We start from the raw sequence: 19,887 nt of genomic DNA on the forward strand, positions 1-19,887 counted from the left end.
GAGTGATCTGGGACCCTACATTCTAGCAGTCCGGGCACCCGCCATCGTCCGTGCGGCGTGGGCCGGATGTCACACCGGAGGTCGCAACCAGCGTCACAGGTAGAACATCTCTTCCTTGGGCGGAATCGGCGACGTGCCTTCGCGTTTCTCGTAGAACTCGTAGACGGCGTCGAGCGCGTCCTTGGGCTCGTCGACGATGCGCATGATGTCGAGGTCGTGCTCGGCAATCAGGCCCATCGGCAGCAGCGTGAAGCGGAACCAGTCGAGCAGGCCCTTCCAGAAGCGGCTGCCGAACATGACCACCGGCACGCTGCGCGATTTGCCGGTCTGCACGAGCGTGAGCACCTCGGCCAGCTCATCGAGCGTGCCGAAGCCGCCGGGCATGACGATGAACGCGTCGGAATTCTTCACGAAGGTGACCTTGCGCGTGAAGAAATGCCGGAAGCGCATCGAAATGTCTTGATACGGATTGCCCTGCTGCTCGTGCGGCAACTCGATGTTCAGGCCCACGCTGGCAGACTTGCCCGCATGCGCGCCCTTGTTGGCCGCTTCCATGATGCCGGGGCCGCCGCCGGAGATGACGGCGAAGCCCGCATCCGAGAACAGTCGCGCGATTTCGATGGTGCGTTCGTAGTACGGCGAATCCTCGCGCAGGCGCGCGCTGCCGTAGATCGAGACGGCCGGGCGGATCTCCGAGAGGTACTCGGTCGCCTCGATGAACTCTGCCATAATCGTGAACATCTGCCAGGAGGCGCGCGCCTTCTTTGCGGTCGCGCGTTCTTCGTCGGCGAGTGCCCGGAGGCTGGGAATCATCTTGCGATCGGTGCGGCCGTGCGCGATGTCGGCTTTGGGCTCGTGTTCCACGCCCACCGTCACGTTGACGTCCATGTCCGCCGTGGTGGCCCGGCGCGCAGGGCTCACCCCCGTCAGCTCCGTTGCCGAAACTTCAGCCGAGGAAGGGCCTGCAGCCTGCTGTGTCACGCCGCCGGAAGCGGAAGCGCCATTGTCGGAAGCGCCGTTGGGCGTTCCAGTCACTTTAGAGTCCATGGGAATGTCGGAAAGTCAAGAAACGCTGTTGCTCGTCGATGGCTCGAGTTATCTGTACCGTGCTTATCACGCACTGCCCGACTTGCGAAATGGAGAAGGGTTTCCTACGGGCGCCATCTACGGCATCGTGAACATGCTGCGCAAACTGCGCAGCGACTACCCGGCCAAGTATAGCGCTTGCGTTTTCGACGCCAAAGGCAAGACCTTCCGCGACGACCTTTATCCGGCCTACAAGGAGCACCGCGCGCCCATGCCCGATGACCTGCGCGCGCAGATCGAACCGATCCACGAAGCCGTGCGGGCACTGGGCTGGCCCATCTTGGTGGTCGATGGCGTCGAGGCCGACGACGTGATTGGCACGCTGGCCAAACGTGCCGCCAGGGAAGGCGTTCGCACCATCGTCTCAACGGGTGACAAGGACCTCGCCCAACTGGTGAATGACCACGTCACGCTGGTCAACACCATGACCAACGAAACGCTCGACCCGCCCGGTGTGCTGGCGAAGTTCGGTGTGCCGCCCGAGCGCATCGTCGACTATCTCTCGCTCATCGGCGACACGGTCGACAACGTGCCGGGCGTGCCGAAAGTCGGCCCGAAGACCGCGGTCAAATGGCTGACCGAATTCGGCTCGCTCGACAACATCATCGCGCGGGCGGGCGAGATCAAGGGCGTGGTGGGCGACAACCTGCGCAACACGCTCGAGTGGCTGCCCAAGGGCCGCGAATTGCTGACGGTCAAGGTCGACTGCGACCTCTCGAAGGAAGTGCCGACGTTCGACGCACTCATCGACGGCGGCGAAGACAAGGCCCAGCTCGTCGATTTCTTCAGCCGCTACGGCTTCAAGACGTGGCTGCGCGAGGCCTCGGGTGAAGCGCTGCCGGATACGCGCAGCGTCGGTGCTGCACGCAAGGCGGCAACGCCAGTGAAGAACTACGCCGGCGAGGCCACGCAGCCGCAGGCCAACCTGTTCGACGTGGAAGCGCCGCCGGATGAAGTCCGGTACGAGACCGTGACTACCGAGGCGCAGCTCGAATCGTGGATGCGGCGGCTCGATGAAGTGGACCTCGTCTGCATCGATACCGAGACGACCTCGATCGACCCCATGCTCGCGCAGCTGGTGGGCATTTCGCTCTCGGTCAAGCCGGGCGAGGCATGCTACATCCCGGTCGCGCATCGGGGGCCCGATGTGGCGGGGCTCGACGGCGCGGCGCAACTCTCGCGCGACGCCGTGCTCGCACGCATGAAGCTGTGGCTCGAAGACGAATCGCGCAAGAAGGTCGGTCAGCATCTGAAGTACGACGCGCACGTGTTTGCCAACCACGGCATTGCGCTGCGCGGCATCCTGCACGACACCATGCTCGAATCGTACGTGCTGGAATCGCACCGCAATCACGGCATGGACGCGCTGGCCGAACGCGTGCTGCACCTGAAGACCATCACGTACGAAGCCGTGTGCGGCAAGGGCGCATCGCAGATCGGCTTCGATGAGGTGCCGCTCGATCGCGCGACCGAATACGCGGCCGAAGATGCCGACATCACGCTGCGGCTGCATCGCACGCTGTTCCCCAAGGTGGCAGATGACGAGAAGCTGCGCTACGTCTACGAAGAGATCGAGATGCCGACCTCCATCGTGCTGCAGAAGATGGAGCGCAACGGCGTGCTGGTCGACGGCGAGCGCCTGGCCCGGCAGAGTGCCGAGCTTGGCCAGCGCCTGCTGGAGCTCGAAGAGCAGGCGTTTGCGCTGGCGGGGCAGCCGTTCAACCTGAATTCTCCCAAGCAGATCGGCGAGATCTTCTTCAACCAGCTGAAGCTGCCCATCATCAAGAAGACCGCCAGCGGCGCGCCCTCCACCGATGAAGAGGTGCTGCAGAAGCTCGCCGAGGATTACCCGCTGCCGAAGCTGCTGCTCGATTTCCGGGGGCTCGCCAAGCTCAAGTCGACCTACACCGACAAGCTGCCGAAGATGGTCAATCCGCGCACTGGCCGGGTCCACACCACCTACGGTCAGGCGACGGCGGTCACGGGGCGTCTTGCCTCCACCGAGCCGAACCTGCAGAACATTCCGGTGCGCACCGAAGAAGGGCGGCGCATCCGCGAGGCCTTCATCGCGCCGGAGGGCAGCGTGATCGTTTCGGCCGACTACTCGCAGATCGAGCTTCGCATCATGGCGCATCTGTCGCAGGACGAAGGCCTGTTGCGCGCCTTCCGTGAGGGTCAGGACGTGCACCGCGCGACCGCCGCCGAGGTGTTCAACGTCACGCCGCTGGAGGTGACGCCCGACCAGCGCCGCGTAGCCAAGGTCATCAACTTCGGCCTCATCTACGGCATGAGCGCGTTCGGGCTGGCGAGCAACCTTGGCATTGGCCGCGACGCCGCCAAGCTCTATATCGACCGTTATTTCGCCCGCTATCCCGGCGCCGCGCGCTACATGGACGAAACGCGCCAGACCGCGCGGGAGCGCGGCTATGTGGAAACCGTCTTCGGGCGGCGACTCTGGCTGCCCGACATCAACGGCGGCAACGGCCCGCGCCGCCAGGCGGCCGAGCGCGCCGCCATCAACGCGCCGATGCAGGGCACGGCCGCTGACCTCATCAAGCTGTCGATGCTCGCCGTGCAGGGATGGCTCGAGCGCGATGCGATGCGCTCGCGCCTCGTCATGCAGGTGCACGATGAACTGGTCCTGGAGGTCCCGCAGGATGAGCTGGCCGTCGTGCGCGAGCGGTTGCCGGAACTGATGTGTGGCGTCGCAACACTGCGCGTGCCGCTGGTGGCCGAAGTCGGTGCCGGCGCCAACTGGGAAGAAGCGCACTGAGGCGGCTGCCCGCTTGCCGTTCCGCAAGGCATGGCGTTTGGTTTCCTGCCAAGGCAGTGTGCGTGCGGCCGCAGCATCCATCGCCGATGATCCGCCGTATCCATTGATGCGGGGTTGCGGCGGGTTTTGCGTTGCAGCAGACTGGACGTGATTCCAAAGATTCAAAGCTCCAGGAGAACGGTATGGCAGGGCAGGCCGACGGCGCGGGCGGACCGCGCATTGTGGTGGTGGGCGGCGGCGCGGGCGGGCTCGAACTCGCCACGCGTCTTGGCGACAGGCTCGGCAAGCGGGGCACCGCGCAGATCGTGCTGGTCGATCGCAATCCGACCCATATCTGGAAGCCGCTTCTGCACGAAGTCGCTGCTGGCAGCATGGATCCGAACACGCACCAGCTCGAATACGCCGCGCAGGCGCGCTGGCATGGCTTCGAATTCCAGCAGGGCGAACTGAAGGCGCTCGATCGCGCCGGCAAGACGATCACCGTGTCGGGCTATCTCGATGCCGACGGCACGGAGGTGCTGCCCGAGCGCGCCATTCCGTACGACGTGCTGGTGCTCTCCATTGGCAGCGTGACGCATTTCTTCGGCGTGCCGGGCACCGCTGAACACGCCATCGCGCTCGATACCGCGTCGCAGGCCGAGCGCTTCCGCCGCAAGCTGATCTCTGCCTGCATGCGTGCCCAGAACGGCGTGCCGGGCGCACGCTCGCAGGTCGATATCGCCATTGTGGGCGCCGGTGCGACCGGCGTGGAGTTGTCGGCCGAGCTGCGCAACACGGCGCACGTCCTGGCCGCCTATGGCCTGCACAAGCTGGACCCGCGCCGCGATATCTGCATCCACCTCATCGAGGGCGGGCCGCGCATCCTGCCGGCGCTGTCCGAGCGTGTCTCAGCCGAGACGACCAAGCTGCTTCACAAGCTCAACGTCGACGTCATTACCGGCGAGCGCGTGACGGAAGTCACCGGCACCGCCGTCAATACCGCGAGCGGCAAGTCCATCCCGGCCGATCTGACTGTGTGGGCCGCAGGCATCCGGGCGCCGTCGGTGCTGGGTGAGTTGGGCCTGCCGGTCAACAAGCTGGGGCAGGTGATCGTCTCGCGCACGCTGCAGGTCGACGGCGAAGAGACGATCTATGCGTTTGGCGATTGCGCCAGCTGCCCATGGCCCGAAACGTCGGGCAGCGTGCCGCCGCGCGCCCAGGCCGCGCACCAGCAGGCGACGTATCTGTTCAAGGCGCTGCGTTTGCGGCTTGAAGGCAAACCGGCCGAGCCGTTCGCGTTCAAGGATCTCGGCTCGCTCGTCTCGCTGGGGCACTTCAGCGCCGTGGGGAGCCTCATGGGCGGCCTGATCGGCGGCTCGATGTTCATCGAGGGGTTGATGGCCCGGCTGATGTACACCTCGCTGTATCGCATGCACGTGATGGCGCTGCACGGCTTTATACGCATGGCGCTCGATACGGTCACGCACTGGCTGCGCAGCAAGACGAATCCGCGCGTCAAGCTACACTAGCCGCTTCGTCCACCGTAACCGCCCGAGGGCGTGAGGAGAGTGCGATGCAGCTTGAAGCAGAAGTGGAGAGTCTGGTACCCGGCCGCAGCTTCGATCGGCGCGGCTTCATGAAGACGGCGCTGGGTTCGGCGTTTGCGGCAGCGGCCTTGCCGGTGTCCGCACAGGCCATCAAGACCGATTTCAATGGCTTGACGGCCGGCGAGGTCACGGTGCCGGTGGGCGACTTCAAGATGCCCGCCTACCGCGCCCAGCCGGAGGGCAAGACGAAGCTGCCCGTGGTGATCGTGGTCAGCGAGATCTTCGGTGTGCACGAGTACATCGCCGATGTCTGCCGGCGCTTCGCCAAGCTCGGCTATCTCGCCATCGCGCCGGAGCTGTTCGTGCGCCAAGGCGACCCGCAGTCGATCGCGACGATCAGCGAGCTACAGGAGAAGATCATCTCCAAGGTGCCCGACGCGCAGGTGACGGGCGACCTGGAGGCCACGGTGGCGTGGGTCAAGCAGAACGGCGGCGACGCCGCGCGCATCGGCATCACCGGTTTCTGCTGGGGCGGCCGCCAGACCTGGCTGTTTGCCGAACACAGCCCCGATATCAAGGCGGCGGTGGCATGGTATGGCCACCTGAAGGGCAATCCCAGTGCGCTGCAGCCGGCGTTTCCGATCGACCGTGTCGACGAGCTCAAGGCCCCCGTGCTGGGCCTGTACGGCGCCAAGGACACCGGCATCACGCAGGATGCCGTCAACGCCATGAAGCAGGCGCTCGAGCATTCCAAGAACCCGAAGGCCCGCGCGTCGCGCATCATCGTCTATCCGAATTCCGGCCACGCGTTCCATGCCGACTACCGGCCCAGCTACGTCAAGGCGGATGCGGAAGACGGCTGGAAGAAGTGCGTCGCCTGGTTCAAGGACCACGGCGTGGAATAGGCCGCGTCCGCTGCTTGCACGACGGCCCCATGCCATCGCTTGGGGCCTTTTGTATTTGGTTGCGCTGGCAAAGGACGGCAAACGGGCATACAATGCGTGCCTTCTTGCAACTGTGTTGCGTTTGTCGGCTCCCGCCACATGACCCTCGATACCACCCTGTTAGGCATCCTCCTGGCCACCGCACTGTCGGGCATCGGCAGCATGGCCGGCGCCGCCGTGCTTTCGCTGACCGTGCTGGCGCGCGTGGTCGATCGCATGGTCAGCTTTTCGGTCGGTGTGCTGCTGGCAACGTCGCTGCTGCATTCCCTGCCCGAGGCATTTGAGGCGCACCACGGCGTCGTGCCGAACACACACGCGCTGTTCGCCACGCTACTCGCGGGGCTGCTGGGCTTTTTCCTGCTCGAGAAGATCTCGCTGATCCGCCACTCGCATCACCATGAGGGCGACGGGCATGGCCACCACCACGGACATGATCGGCAGGAGGCCGGGCGCAGCGGGCTCATGATCCTGGTGGGCGACGGGCTGCACAATTTTTCCGACGGCATTGTCATTGCGGCTGCGTTCCTGGCGGACATCAAGGTCGGCATCGTGACGGCCCTGGCGATTGCCGCGCACGAAATCCCGCAGGAGATCGGCGACTTCATGGTGCTGCTGAACGCAGGCTTCTCGAAGACGCGTGCCTTTGTCTACAACCTGCTGTGCAGCGTCTGTGCACTGGTGGGGGCCGTGCTGGGCTACTACCTGCTCGACCGTCTGACGTCATGGATCCCGTATGTGCTGGTGGTTGCGTCGAGCAGCTTCATCTACATCGCCGTGTGCGATCTGATGCCGCAGATGAAGCGGCGGCCGCGCTGGCAGGAATCCGCCGTGCAGGTTGCGCTGATCGTCGCCGGGGTCGGGATGATCTTCCTGCTCACGGAAGGCCTGCACGGACACGCGCACTGAGCGCCCGAATCAGGCGAGGAAAAAAGCCCGGTCCATGCCGGGCATTTTTCCGGTGGCATCCAGGCGCCTTGGGGCGTCAGGGGTTCGGTCCCGTGGCGACCGGGCGCGATGGATCGGCGCACCACTCGCTCCATGAGCCCGCGTACAGCGCCGCGCCCTGGAGGCCGGCAATTTCCATCGCCAGCGCGTTGTGGCATGCCGTCACGCCGGAGCCGCATTGCAGCATGGCGTCTTCGGGCTTGGCGCCGGCCAGCACGCCGGCAAACTCGGCGCGTAATTGTTCGGCCGGTTTGAATGTGCCGTCGGCACGCAGGTTGTCGCGGAAGAACCGGTTGCGAGCGCCGGGGATGTGTCCGCCGACCGGATCGAGCGTCTCGTTCTCGCCGCGGTAGCGGTCCGGCGCGCGGGCATCGATGATGGGCTTGCCAGGCTGCCCGAGATACTTCTGGACGATATCCACCGTCACCAGCGGCGCAAGCGACGGCTTGCGCGTCAGGTTGCCCGGGGCAGCCACCAGCTGCGGCTCTTCAGGCACGACGTTTTCGACGGGATAGTGCCCGGCCTCCCACGCCTGCAGGCCGCCGTCGAGCACGGCCACGTCGGCGTGGCCGACCCAGCGCAGCAGCCACCACAGCCGGGCGGCATACATGCTGCCCTGGCGGTCATAGGCGACGACTTGCGAATCGTCGTTCACGCCCAGCGCCTGCAGCCGGGCGACGAGCGCGTCGGCATCGGGCAGCGGATGCCGGCCGTTGGTGCCCGTCTTGGGGCCGGACAGCTCGTTGTCGAGGTGCAAGTAGAACGCGCCACGGATGTGCTTGGCGTGATACGCCTCGCGTCCGGCGGCCGGGTCGGCCAGGTCGAAGCTGCAATCGATGACGACAACGCTCTGCGGCGCGCTTTGCTGCAGCGCGGCCAGTTGCGGCGCGGTGATGAGGGTGGCGTAGTGAGCGCGTTCGCTCATGGCGGCAATCTCCGGGGTTCGATCAAACTTCTGGGTGAATCTCGGCTTCCGGGCCGGACACGGCGGTCTGTGGCGTCGGATGCTCGCTGCCCGACTGGCGGGCCCGCATGATCGTGGTCACGATGCCGCTCCCGATGATGAGCGCCATGCCCGCCCACGACAACGCGTTCAGGTGGTCGTGCCACAACAACATACCCCAACCGCTCGCAAACACGATGCCGGTGTACTGGAGGTTGGCCGTCAGCAGCGTATTGCCGCGCTTGTAGGCGCGCGTCATGGCAGTCTGGCCTAGCGTGGCGAGCAGGCCAACGGCCAGCAGCAGTCCCGCGCTTGCCCACGTATGCGGCTGTGCGCCGCCAATCAGCATCCACACGCCGCCCGCCACCGCGCTCACCAGCGAGAAGTAGAAGACGATGCGCGCCTCGTTCTCGCCCAGGTCGCCCAGTTGGCGGACCTCCACATAGGCGAGGGCGGTAAATACGCCGGACACCAGCCCGACCATGCCGCCGGTCATCTGCGACGGCCCGACACTGGGCTGCAGCAGGCAGATCACCCCGATGAACGACATCAGGATCGCTGTCACCATCTTGCGATCGGCGCCGCCCGGCTTGCCGGCCAGCGTGGCGCCCGCGCCGATGATCAGCGCAATCCACACCGGCGACATGTAGTTCAGCGTCATGGCCGTCGCCAGCGGCAGCAGGCTGATGGAGGTGAACCACAGCAGCAGCGACGTCACGCCGAACACGCTGCGCTTGATGTGCGACGTGAGATACGGCGTACGGATGCCAGCGCCCGTGCGGTACAGCACGGCGCCCATCAGCGCCATGCCGATCACGCTGCGGTAGAAGACGATTTCGCCGGTGCTGTAGTGCGCCGAGGCGAGCTTGACGCATACGCCCATCGCAGAAAACGCGAAAGCCGCAAGGATCATCCACAACGACTGGCGGGAGGAACTGGTGGCCGTCTGGGCGGCTTCGACTGCAGTATCGGCGGGCATGGGCGAAGGGCAAAAAAAACGGCGCAGGCCACAAGGGCTGCACCGTTCGTATTGTGACGCGGAAGGCGGCGGATGCCTATGGTCAGTAATCCATGACGCGGCGATACCATTCGTGAAAGTGCTGCATGCCGTCTTCCATGGGGGACTGATACGGGCCGACTTCGCTCGTGCCGCGCTTGAGCAGCGCCAGGCGGCCGGCGTCCATGCGTTCGGCGATCTCGTCGTCTTCGATGCAGGTTTCCATGTAGGCGGCCCGTTCGGCCTCCACGAACTCGCGCTCGAACAGGACGATCTCTTCCGGGTAGTAGAACTCGACCACGTTGCGGGTCTTGGCCGGGCCCATCGGATGCAGGGTCGAGACCACCAGCACGTTCGGATACCACTCGACCATCACGTTCGGGTAGTACGTGAGCCAGATCGCGCCGTACTTGGGCATCTCACCGTTGTTGAAGCGCAGCACGGCGTCGTGCCACTTCTGGTACGCCGGTGTGCCTGGCTTGCGCAAATTGGCGTGGATGCCGACGGTCTGCACGCTGTGCCACTCGCCGAATTCCCATTGCAGGTCGTCACACGAGACGAACTGGCCCAGACCGGGGTGGAAGGGCACGACGTGGTAGTCCTCGAGGTACACCTCGATGAAGGTCTTCCAGTTGTAGTTGCAGTCGTGCACCTCGACGTGGTCGAGCATGTAGCCGGAGAAGTCGAGATCGCGCGCCACGCCCAGGCGGGCCAAGTCATTGCGGACATCGCGTTTGCCCTCGAACAGCAGGCCGTTCCAGTTCTGCAGCGGCGAGCGCGACAGGTGCACGCACGGCTGCTGCGCGAAATGCGGCGCGCCCAGAAGCTCGCCCTTGAGATCGTACGTCCAGCGGTGCAGCGGACACACGATGTTCTGGGCATTGCCGCGCCCATTGAGCATGATGGCCTGCCGATGCCGGCACACGTTGGAGAGCAGTTCGACGCCGTTCGGGTTGCGGACCAGCACGCGGCCTTCGGATTCGGCGGCGAGCGTGTGGTAGTCACCCACCTCCGGAACCATCAGCTCGTGGCCGACATAGCCCGGGCCCTGCTTGAACAGACGTTCGATTTCAGTTTGATACAGCGCCTCGTCAAAGTATGCAGAGACGGGCAACTGGGTTTCAGACGGCACCAGGTTCAGTGCGGTGCTGAGATTGGACATTATCCCCACTCCCAATAACGGTGAAAGCAGTGAACAACCCAACCATCGAAAAGATCGATTTGGGAAAGGACGCCATCGGCGGGCGGCTCAAGGTCTGTTGAAATGAAAAAACGAGCGCTGCCGGCCCCCGCTTGGGCCAACGACCATACGCTTGATGGGCCAACAGACCCGAACCACCGGTACGGGGCGGTGTATGCCGGCCCGGCCTTTGGAGGAAAGGGGGGGATTGTACCCCAGGGAAATCGATAAGTCCCTGATTTTTCGTCGCCTTTCGGCTGCCCGCCGGTCCTGCCGGTGTCCGCCGCCGTCGCCGCCGCTTCCAACCGCCCGGAAGCCGCCGCCCTGCGCCATATGCGCAGAACGCACGCCGATTTGCCGTAAAATGCCGGATTGTCCTTTTCTCATTCGCAACCGGCATGCCCCGTGCCTCTAACGACGCCTCCGCCGCTGCCGGCGACGCGTCCGCCACTCCCGCCGCAGCCCCGGCATCTTATGAAGCGGCCATGGCCGAGCTCGAAACCCTGGTCGCCAGCATGGAATCCGGTGAACTGCCGCTGGAGGCCTCGCTTGCGGCGTATCGCCGCGGGGCCGAGCTGGTCCGGTATTGCCAGCAGGTGCTGGAGCGCGTGGAGCAGCAGGTGCGCGTGCTCGATGGCGACGCCCTGAAGCCGCTGGCCGACGACGGCAGCCCGAACGAGCAGGCCGGCGCATGACCGACTTCTCGCAATGGATGGCGTCGGTGGTGGCGCGGACCGAAGAGGCGCTCGACCGCGCCCTGCCCGCCGAAACCGTATCGCCGCAGCGCCTGCATGCCGCCATGCGGTATGCCGCCCTGGGCGGCGGCAAGCGCGTGCGGCCGCTCCTGGCACATGCCGCCGGTGCGCTGGGTGACGCATCGCCCGAGGCGCTCGATGGCGTGAGTTGCGCAGTGGAAATGATCCACGCCTACTCGCTGGTCCACGACGACATGCCATGCATGGACGACGATGACCTGCGCCGCGGCCGCCCGACCGTGCATCGCGCCTATGATGAAGCGACCGCCCTGCTGGTGGGCGACGCCTTGCAGACGCAGGCCTTCACCGTGCTGGCCGAGCTGGACCCGGTCGCCCCGGCCATGCGGGCCGCGTTGGTCAGCGAGTTGGCGCGCGCTTCGGGGTCGGTCGGCATGGCGGGCGGGCAGGCAATCGACCTGCAAAGTGTTGGCGTGGCGCTGTCGCAAGACGCCCTGGAAGCGATGCATCGCATGAAGACCGGCGCGCTGCTGCGGGCGAGCCTGCGTATGGGGGCGCTCTGTGCGGGTGTGCAGGCCGGGGCACTGCAGCAGGTGGATGCCTACGCGGCTGCCGTTGGGCTGGCGTTCCAGGTCGTCGACGACATCCTCGACGTGACGGCCGACACGGCGACGCTCGGCAAGACGGCTGGCAAGGACGAGGCCAATGACAAGCCGACCTATGTGTCCATCCTGGGGCTCGATCAGGCCCGTGCGCTGGCGGACGAGCTGCATGCCGCGGCCGTCGCGGCGGTCGCGCGGCTGGCCCGCGAAGCCGGCGAGGCGCGCACCGTACGGTTGGCCGAGATGGCCGACCTGATCGTGCGGCGTGGCCACTGAACAACATTGCATAGACGGTAGAAGTCTTTGCCAAAACGCCAAAGCGGCGGTCCCACATGACGTACGAACTTCTGAACACCATCGACGACCCGGCCGACCTGCGCCGCCTGGACCGTCGCCAGCTCGGGCCCCTGGCGGATGAGCTGCGCGCCTTCGTGCTCGATTCCGTCTCCCAGACGGGCGGCCATCTGTCGTCCAACCTCGGCACGGTGGAGCTGACCATCGCGCTGCACTACGTCTTCAACACGCCGGAAGACCGCATCGTGTGGGACGTCGGCCACCAGAGCTATCCGCACAAGATCCTCACGGGGCGCCGTGACCAGATGAGCACGCTGCGCCAGCTGGACGGCATCTCCGGCTTCCCGCGCCGCAGCGAAAGCCCGTACGACACGTTCGGCACGGCGCACTCGTCCACGTCGATTTCCGCCGCGCTGGGCATGGCGCTGGGCGCAAAGACCAACGGTGAACAGCGTGTCGCCATTGCCGTCATCGGTGACGGTGCGATGAGCGCCGGCATGGCCTTCGAGGCCATGAACAACGCGGGCGTCTACAAAGACCTGCCGCTGGTGGTGGTGCTCAACGACAACGACATGTCGATCTCGCCGCCGGTGGGGGCGCTCAACCGCTACCTGGCGCGGCTGATGAGCGGCCAGTTCTACGCGGCGACCAAGAAGGGGGTGGAGAAGCTGCTGTCGGTGGCGCCGCCGGTGCTCGAATTCGCCAAACGCTTCGAGGAGCACGCCAAGGGCATGCTCGTGCCGGCCACGATGTTCGAAGAGTTCGGCTTCAATTACATCGGCCCGATCGATGGGCACGACCTCGAATCGCTCGTGCCGACGCTGCAGAACATCCGCCAACGCGCGCTGGAAGGCGGTGGTCCGCAGTTCCTCCACGTGGTCACCAAGAAGGGCCAGGGCTACAAGCTGGCCGAGGCGGACCCGATCCTGTATCACGGCCCCGGCAAGTTCAATCCGCAGGAAGGCATCAAACCGTCCGCACGCCCGGCCAAGGTGACGTACACGCAGGTGTTCGGGCAATGGCTGTGCGACATGGCCGCAGCCGACAAGCGCCTGATCGGCATCACGCCCGCCATGCGCGAGGGCTCGGGCATGGTCGAGTTCGAACAGCGCTTTCCCGACCGCTATTACGACGTCGGCATCGCCGAGCAGCACGCCGTCACGTTCGCTGGCGGCCTGGCCTGCGAGGGTCTGAAGCCCGTCGTCGCGATCTATTCGACGTTCCTGCAGCGCGGGTATGACCAACTGATCCACGACGTGGCGCTGCAGAACCTGCCGGTGGTGTTTGCGCTGGACCGCGCCGGCCTGGTCGGCGCGGACGGGGCTACGCACGCCGGCGCGTACGACATTGCGTATCTGCGTTGCATCCCGAACATGATGGTGATGACGCCGGCCGACGAGAACGAATGCCGCCGGCTGTTGAACACGGCATTCGCGCAGGATTGCCCGACGGCGGTGCGCTATCCGCGCGGCGCCGGCCCGGGCATTGCGGTGGAGCCCACGTTGGAGCCGCTGCCGCTTGGCAAGGCGGAGGTCCGCCGTGCATCCGCGGCGCCTGCGGGCCAGCGCGTGGCAATCCTGGCGTTTGGCTCGATGGTGGCGCCCGCCACCGCCGCTGCCGAGCGCCTCGATGCGACCGTGGTGAACATGCGCTTCGTCAAACCGCTGGACGCCGCTTGCGTGCTGGACATGGCACGCACGCACGATTACGTGGTGACGGTGGAGGAAGGCTGCGTGATGGGCGGCGCCGGCAGCGCCTGCGTCGAAGCGCTGGCCGCGGCCGGTGTCGCCACGCCGGTGCTCCAGCTTGGATTGCCTGACCGCTTCGTCGATCACGGCGACCATGCGGTGCTGCTCGCGCAATGTGGGCTCGACGCCAACGGCATCCTCGCCTCCATCCGCGAGCGTTTTGCCGTACAGCCGCGAGCCACGGCCGCGCGTGTTGCCTGAGCAACACATCATGCATAGGCAGAATCAATCACCCGTATTGCTTCTGCGGGTTTGAGTAGTTGACTGCAGAGGTGGGAAATTTCCCTTACACTCCGCCAGTCCATTTTGTGAATTGTGTGCGCAGTCGCGGGATGGGTTGAGACGATCACTTGAGGGGTGGTCTCGATCAGCCAGGTTCCGCGGTTTCACACTCGTTGCGTTCCGGTCGACTGCGATGGCCGGGCGACCGTAAAGGAAACCGATCATGAACGATATGAACCCGGCCTTCGCCATGCCGGACGTGCAGTCCAGCCACGATACCCGCCAGATTCCGATCCAGCGCGTTGGCGTGCGCGGGGTGCGTTACCCGATGTCGCTGCAGACGCCGTCGGGCGTGCAGAACACCGTGGGCACGTTCAACCTGGACGTGCACCTGCCGGCCGACCAGAAGGGCACGCACATGTCGCGTTTCGTCGCGCTGCTCGAAGAAGAGCGCGAGCCGCTGAACCTGGCCCAGTTCCAGTTGCTGCTGGAAAAGATGCTGGAGAAGCTCGAGGCCGACGCCGGCCGTATCGAAGTCCACTTCCCGTATTTCGTCAGCAAGACGGCCCCGGTGTCGGGCGTGCAGTCGCTGATGGACTATGAGGTGACGATGATCGGCGAAGTGCGCAACGGCCATACCACGGTCCGCGTCAAGGCGCTGGTGCCGGTCACGAGCCTGTGCCCGTGCTCGAAGAAGATCTCGCAGTACGGCGCGCACAACCAGCGTTCGCACATCACGATCGACGCCGAACTGGCGGCCGACACGCCCGTCGAAGCGCTGATCCGCATGGCTGAAGAAGAAGCCTCGTGCGAACTGTGGGGCCTGCTCAAGCGCCCGGACGAGAAGTTCGTGACCGAGCGTGCGTACGAAAACCCGAAGTTCGTGGAAGACCTGGTGCGCGATATCGCCATGCGCCTGAACCAGGACGACCGCATCGTCGCCTACACGCTGGAAGCCGAGAACTTCGAATCGATTCACAACCACAGCGCCTATGCGCTGATCGAGCGCGACAAGCGCACGGACAAGTGATCGACGCGCCGCGCTGCAAGAAACAGCCGCTCATCCGAGCGGCTTTTTTCATGCGCGGTGGATGCGGATGTCTTCGAGGTCCCATCGGGGCGTGACGCCGAAGCCGTAGCCGTCCTGCACCTGCGCAGGGTCTGCCTGCAGCCGCATCGCGCCGGCAAACGCGATCATCGCGCCGTTGTCGGTACAGAACTGCAGGTCGGGGTAGTACACACGCAGGCCGCGCTTCTTGCCTTCAGCGTTGAGCCCCTCGCGTAACTGGCGGTTGGCGCCCACGCCGCCCGCCACGACGATGCGCTTGAGGCCATGCTCGCGCGCCGCCCGCAGCGTCTTGCTGACGAGTACTTCAACGATCGCATCGACAAACGCGCGGGCAAGGTCGGCGCGCGGCTGGTAGCAGGTTTCGCTGTCGGTCAGGTTCAGCTTGCGCACTTGCGTGAGCACCGCCGTCTTCAGTCCCGCGAACGAGAAATCGAAATTGCCCGAGTGCAACATCGGCCGGGGCAGGTCGAACACCCCTGGGTTGCCGAATTCGGCCAGGCGCGACACCGCCGGGCCGCCGGGGTAGCCGAGGCCGAGCAGCTTGGCGGTCTTGTCGAACGCCTCGCCGGCCGCGTCGTCGAGCGTTTCGCCAAGCAGCGTGTACTGGCCGACGCCGTCGACGCGCATCAACTGCGTGTGCCCGCCCGAAACGAGCAGCGCCAGGAACGGAAACTCGGGCCGGTCGGCCTCCAGCAGCGGCGAGAGCAGATGGCCCTCGAGGTGATGCACGCCCACCACCGGTTTGCCCAGCGCAAACGCCAGGGCGTTCGCCACCGAGGCGCCGACAAGCAGCGCGCCCGCCAGCCCTGGGCCCTTCGTGTAGGCAATCGCATCGATGTCGGCGGGCGTGGCGCCTGCCTTGCCCAGCACTTCCTCCAGTAGCGGGATCACACGGCGGATGTGGTCGCGCGAGGCCAGTTCCGGCACCACGCCGCCGTATTCGCGGTGCATCGCGATCTGCGAATACAGCGCGTGCGCGCGCAGCCCGGCGGCCGTGTCGTACAGGGCGACGCCGGTTTCGTCACAGGAAGATTCGATGCCGAGGACCAGCATGGCGTGTGAAGGAAGAAATCCGTAGGGAGGCGCCGAAGATAGCACAAGCTAAAATGCGCGGTTTTCAGGCATAGACAGAGGCGGCGCGGCGATCATGATGCGGTGCGATGTGGCGGTGATCGGCGCGGGCGCGGCCGGGATGATGTGCGCGGCCGTGGCCGGGCAGCGGGGCGCGCGCGTGGTGCTGATCGACCACGCGACCCGGCTCGCCGAGAAGATCCGCATCTCGGGCGGCGGCCGGTGCAACTTCACCAACGTCAACGCGGGGCCGGCCAATTACCTGTCGAACAACCCGCATTTCTGCCGCTCCGCGCTGGCGCGGTACACGGCGCAGGATTTCATCCGCCTCGTTTCCAGCTACCGCATCCCGTATCACGAGAAGCACAAGGGCCAGCTTTTCTGCGACGACAGCGCCGAAGACATCATCCGCATGCTCGAAGCCGAGTGCGAGAAGGGCGGCGTCCTCTGGCGCACCGGCTGCTCCATTGCTGAGGTCGGCAAGGCGGGCGATGCGTATCGGCTTTCAACCAGCGCGGGGGAGATCGTCGCGCGCAAGCTGGTGATCGCCACGGGCGGCCTGTCCATTCCCAAGATCGGCGCGACGGATTTTGGCTATCGCGTTGCGCGCCAGTTCGGGCTGAAGATCGTCGAGACGCATCCGGCGCTGGTCCCGCTCACGTTCAACGCCGAGCACTGGGCGCCGTTCTCGGCGCTGTCCGGGGTGTCGATGGAAGTGGATGTGACCGTCGCGCAGCAGGCGGGGAAGGGCCGCAAGGGCGGCGCCACCACGTTTCGCGAAGACCTGCTGCTCACGCACCGCGGCCTGTCCGGCCCGGCCATTCTCCAGATTTCGAGCTTCTGGAATGCAGGCCGGCCGCTGGCCATCGATCTGCTGCCCGACACGGACGCCGCGCAGTGGCTGTGCGACGAGAAGTCGGGCTCGCGCAAGCAGCTCGGGACGGTGCTGGCGCAACGACTGCCGGAACGCGTGGCGCAGGCCTGGTGCGCCACGCATGGCGCCAACCCGCATGCGCCGATTGCCGAGCTACCCGACAAACTGCTGCGTGCGCTTGGTGCGGCCCTCAATCGATGGGAGCTGACGCCGTCGGGCAGCGAGGGCTACCGCAAGGCCGAGGTCACGCGCGGCGGCGTGGATACGCGTGCGCTGTCCTCCACGACCATGGAGGCGCAGGGCGCACCCGGCCTTTACTTCATCGGTGAGGTCGTCGACGTGACGGGGTGGCTCGGGGGCTACAACTTCCAGTGGGCGTGGGCCTCTGCCGTGGCGGCGGGGGAGGCCGTGTCTGCCGCTTGACGCCGCGGACGGGGCCGGGAACCGTCCTGGTTCTGTGCTACGATCAGCGATCCACTTTTCTACGTTTGCAACCCGCTGGGCCAGCCGCTCAAGCGGGTTTTGCCGTTTATCGGAGTTCGGAATGTCCCTCAAGGCACAGATCACGGAAGACATGAAGGCCGCCATGCGCGCCAAGGAAATGGATCGTCTGGGCACGATCCGCCTGCTGCAGGCCGCCATCAAGCAGCGCGAGGTCGATGAGCGCATCGAGCTCGATGACGCCGCCGTGCTGGCCGTGGTGGACAAGATGATCAAGCAGCGCAAGGACTCCATCGCCGCGTTCGAGCAGGCCGGCCGCGACGACCTCGTCGCAAAGGAAGCCGCGGAAGTCGCCGTGCTGCAGGTCTACATGCCGGCGCAGCTGTCCGAAGCGGAAGTCGATGCCGCGGTGCGCGAGGCCGTAGCCCGGGCCGGTGCCGCCGGTCCGCAGGACATGGGCAAGGTGATGGGCATCCTCAAGCCGGCCCTCGCCGGCCGCGCCGACATGACGCAAGTCTCCGCCCGCGTGAAGGCGGTGCTTGCCGGCGCCTGATCCTGCCCGACCAACGTTCCCCACAGGGGCGCACCGCGCGTGATCCCGCAGCCGTTCATTGACGACCTGCTCAACCGCGTCGACATCGTCGACGTGGTGGGCCGCTACGTGCAGCTGAAGAAGGGCGGCGCCAACTTCATGGGGCTGTGCCCGTTTCATAACGAGAAGTCGCCGTCGTTCTCGGTGTCGCCCACCAAGCAGTTCTATCACTGCTTCGGATGCGGCGCGCACGGCTCGGCCATCGGCTTCCTGATGGAGTTTTCGGGCCTGTCGTATGTCGAGGCCATCAAGGACCTCGCGCAGTCCGTCGGCATGGTGGTGCCCGAGGAGCGCGGGGGCCTGCCACCGGCCGCCCGCGCCGAGCAGCAGGCCAAGACGGTCGCCCTGGGCGACATCATGGCCCGTGCCTGCGACCACTACCGCAAGCAGCTGCGCAGCGCACCCAACGCCATCCAATATCTCAAGGGCCGCGGCCTGACGGGCGAGATCGCCGCGCACTTCGGCCTCGGATATGCGCCCGACGACTGGCAATCGCTCGAAGCCGTGTTCGGCCCGTACCGGGACGACGCCGTTGCGGCGCCGCTGATCGAAGCGGGCCTGGTCATCGAAAGCGAGAAGACCGGCGCCGACGGCACGCACCGCCGCTACGACCGCTTCCGCGATCGCATCATGTTCCCCATCCGCAATACCAAGGGCGTGGTGATCGGCTTTGGCGGCCGGGTGCTGGGGCAGGGCGAGCCCAAATACCTCAACTCCCCCGAGACGCCGCTGTTCAGCAAGGGCACCGAGCTGTACGGCCTGTTCGAGGCGCGCAGCGCCATCCGCGAGTTCGACTACGTGCTGGTCGTGGAAGGCTACATGGACGTCGTCGCGCTGGCGCAGCTCGGGTTTGCCAACGCCGTCGCCACGCTCGGTACGGCCTGCACGCCCATCCACGTGCAGAAGCTGCTGCGGCAGGTCGATACCGTGATCTTCTCGTTCGACGGGGACAGCGCCGGGCGCCGGGCCGCGCGCCGCGCGCTGGAAGCCTGCCTGCCGCACGCCACAGACAACAAGACGATCAAGTTCCTGTTCCTGCCGCCCGAGCACGATCCGGACACGTTCGTGCGCGAAGAGGGCACCGAGGCGTTCGCCCGGGAAGTCCACAACGCTATGCCGCTGTCGCGCTTCCTGCTGCAGGCCGTGACGGAAGATCTCGACCTGCGCCAGCCCGAGGGCCGTGCCCGCGCGCAGTACGAAGCCAAGCCGCTGCTCGCTGCGATGCCGGCCGGCGGCCTGCGCCTGCAGATCGTGCGCGGCCTGGCCGAACTGACCGGCACCACGCCCGCCGACATCGAAGCGCTGTGCGGCCTGCGCAGCGACCCCGCCCAGGCAGGCCGCATGACGCAGAAGCGCCCGCGTGTGGCGCGTACGGCACCGACCGCGCTGGAGCAGAAGGTGCTGCGGTTGCTGATGCGGTATCCGGCCCTGGCCGGCCGGCTCGATGCCGATGCGCGCGCCCAGTTGACAGCGCCCGAACTGCCCCAAGGTGAGGTACTGGCAGGACTGTTGGCCGAATGCGATGCCGCGGGCCCGGACGTGCACTTCGGCGCCTTTGTCGAGCGCCTGGGGCAGACGCCTTACGCCGAAGCCTTTGCCGGCCTGCGTACCGCCGTGCTGCAGGACGACATCGAACTCGAGCCCGCGATCTTGGAGTTTGATACTGCGGTGCAGAAGATGCTCGCCGAGCCGCTCAAGCGTGAGTTGGAGATGCTGCAGCGCAAGATGGAAGCCGGCCATGCGAGCGACGACGACAAGGAGCGCATGCGCTGGCTGGTGGCCGAGATCAGCCGCCGCCGGCAGCTCGTGTAGCGCCGACGCCGCAGCGCCGGGGCCAGACGGGGCGGGCCATTGCGGGTAGCCCCTT

Annotated in this window: 16 protein-coding genes; 11 read left to right on the top strand and 5 right to left on the bottom strand. The window is 66.1% G+C overall.

The window, feature by feature from the left end; genetic code table 11:
- Positions 1-93: 93 nt before the first annotated feature.
- On the bottom strand, positions 94-1,047 hold the full coding sequence (locus tag KHN96_RS10585) for an LOG family protein (RefSeq protein ID WP_045787349.1): 954 nt from the start codon (positions 1,045-1,047) through the stop codon (positions 94-96).
- Positions 1,048-1,051: 4 nt separating this feature from the next.
- Here KHN96_RS10585 and polA point away from each other — a divergent pair, with 4 nt between their 5' ends.
- The 4 genes from polA to KHN96_RS10605 all read left to right on the top strand — a co-directional run bounded on the left by polA (position 1,052) and on the right by KHN96_RS10605 (position 7,235).
- The gene (gene polA / locus KHN96_RS10590; RefSeq protein WP_045787908.1) at positions 1,052-3,859 is read left to right on the top strand and encodes a DNA polymerase I; all 2,808 of its coding nucleotides are present in this window, start codon (positions 1,052-1,054) and stop codon (positions 3,857-3,859) included.
- Positions 3,860-4,041: 182 nt separating this feature from the next.
- Entirely contained in the window at positions 4,042-5,367 is a 1,326-nt protein-coding gene (locus tag KHN96_RS10595; protein WP_045787348.1) for an NAD(P)/FAD-dependent oxidoreductase, read from the top strand.
- A gap of 44 nt (positions 5,368-5,411) precedes the next feature.
- Positions 5,412-6,290: a dienelactone hydrolase family protein gene (locus KHN96_RS10600; protein ID WP_045787347.1), complete on the top strand. Its 879-nt coding sequence runs from the start codon at positions 5,412-5,414 to the stop codon at positions 6,288-6,290.
- 138 nt (positions 6,291-6,428) lie between these two features.
- Positions 6,429-7,235 (top strand): ZIP family metal transporter, encoded by an 807-nt coding sequence (locus KHN96_RS10605; protein ID WP_062738301.1) that lies wholly within the window; start codon positions 6,429-6,431, stop codon positions 7,233-7,235.
- A 76-nt stretch (positions 7,236-7,311) separates the two neighbouring features.
- Here the strand turns inward: KHN96_RS10605 and KHN96_RS10610 are convergent, their stop codons facing one another.
- From KHN96_RS10610 to KHN96_RS10620, 3 genes are all read right to left on the bottom strand, one after another.
- On the bottom strand, positions 7,312-8,199 hold the full coding sequence (locus tag KHN96_RS10610) for a sulfurtransferase (protein ID WP_045787346.1): 888 nt from the start codon (positions 8,197-8,199) through the stop codon (positions 7,312-7,314).
- A 22-nt stretch (positions 8,200-8,221) separates the two neighbouring features.
- Positions 8,222-9,196, bottom strand: coding sequence for a DMT family transporter (locus KHN96_RS10615; protein WP_045787345.1), 975 nt, complete (start codon positions 9,194-9,196; stop codon positions 8,222-8,224).
- 82 nt (positions 9,197-9,278) lie between these two features.
- Positions 9,279-10,376, bottom strand: coding sequence for an aromatic ring-hydroxylating oxygenase subunit alpha (locus KHN96_RS10620; RefSeq protein ID WP_045787344.1), 1,098 nt, complete (start codon positions 10,374-10,376; stop codon positions 9,279-9,281).
- 416 nt (positions 10,377-10,792) lie between these two features.
- Between KHN96_RS10620 and KHN96_RS10625 the strand changes: the two genes are divergently transcribed.
- The 4 genes from KHN96_RS10625 to folE2 all read left to right on the top strand — a co-directional run bounded on the left by KHN96_RS10625 (position 10,793) and on the right by folE2 (position 15,003).
- Positions 10,793-11,089, top strand: a complete 297-nt coding sequence (locus KHN96_RS10625; protein WP_045787343.1) for an exodeoxyribonuclease VII small subunit — start codon at positions 10,793-10,795, stop codon at positions 11,087-11,089.
- Complete coding sequence (locus KHN96_RS10630) at positions 11,086-11,985, top strand: polyprenyl synthetase family protein (protein WP_045787342.1); 900 nt, start codon at positions 11,086-11,088, stop codon at positions 11,983-11,985. The genes KHN96_RS10625 and KHN96_RS10630 overlap by 4 nt, the downstream gene beginning before the upstream one ends.
- Before the next feature lie 56 nt (positions 11,986-12,041).
- Complete coding sequence (gene dxs / locus KHN96_RS10635; protein ID WP_045787341.1) at positions 12,042-13,952, top strand: 1-deoxy-D-xylulose-5-phosphate synthase; 1,911 nt, start codon at positions 12,042-12,044, stop codon at positions 13,950-13,952.
- Between the two features lie 244 nt (positions 13,953-14,196).
- Positions 14,197-15,003 (top strand): GTP cyclohydrolase FolE2, encoded by an 807-nt coding sequence (folE2, locus tag KHN96_RS10640; protein ID WP_045787340.1) that lies wholly within the window; start codon positions 14,197-14,199, stop codon positions 15,001-15,003.
- A 48-nt stretch (positions 15,004-15,051) separates the two neighbouring features.
- Here folE2 and tsaD read toward each other — a convergent pair whose 3' ends face one another.
- Positions 15,052-16,095 (bottom strand): tRNA (adenosine(37)-N6)-threonylcarbamoyltransferase complex transferase subunit TsaD, encoded by a 1,044-nt coding sequence (gene tsaD / locus KHN96_RS10645; protein ID WP_045787339.1) that lies wholly within the window; start codon positions 16,093-16,095, stop codon positions 15,052-15,054.
- Between the two features lie 94 nt (positions 16,096-16,189).
- On the opposite strand from tsaD, the gene KHN96_RS10650 reads away from it, so the two are divergent.
- From KHN96_RS10650 to dnaG, 3 genes are all read left to right on the top strand, one after another.
- Positions 16,190-17,410: a BaiN/RdsA family NAD(P)/FAD-dependent oxidoreductase gene (locus KHN96_RS10650; RefSeq protein WP_045787338.1), complete on the top strand. Its 1,221-nt coding sequence runs from the start codon at positions 16,190-16,192 to the stop codon at positions 17,408-17,410.
- 121 nt (positions 17,411-17,531) lie between these two features.
- The gene (locus tag KHN96_RS10655) at positions 17,532-17,981 is read left to right on the top strand and encodes a GatB/YqeY domain-containing protein (RefSeq protein WP_045787337.1); all 450 of its coding nucleotides are present in this window, start codon (positions 17,532-17,534) and stop codon (positions 17,979-17,981) included.
- A 39-nt stretch (positions 17,982-18,020) separates the two neighbouring features.
- The gene (gene dnaG, locus KHN96_RS10660; protein ID WP_045787336.1) at positions 18,021-19,832 is read left to right on the top strand and encodes a DNA primase; all 1,812 of its coding nucleotides are present in this window, start codon (positions 18,021-18,023) and stop codon (positions 19,830-19,832) included.
- The last annotated feature ends 55 nt before the right edge of the window (positions 19,833-19,887 follow it).

This window comes from Ralstonia mannitolilytica, from assembly GCF_905397375.1.
GTDB classification, from domain to species: domain Bacteria; phylum Pseudomonadota; class Gammaproteobacteria; order Burkholderiales; family Burkholderiaceae; genus Ralstonia; species Ralstonia mannitolilytica.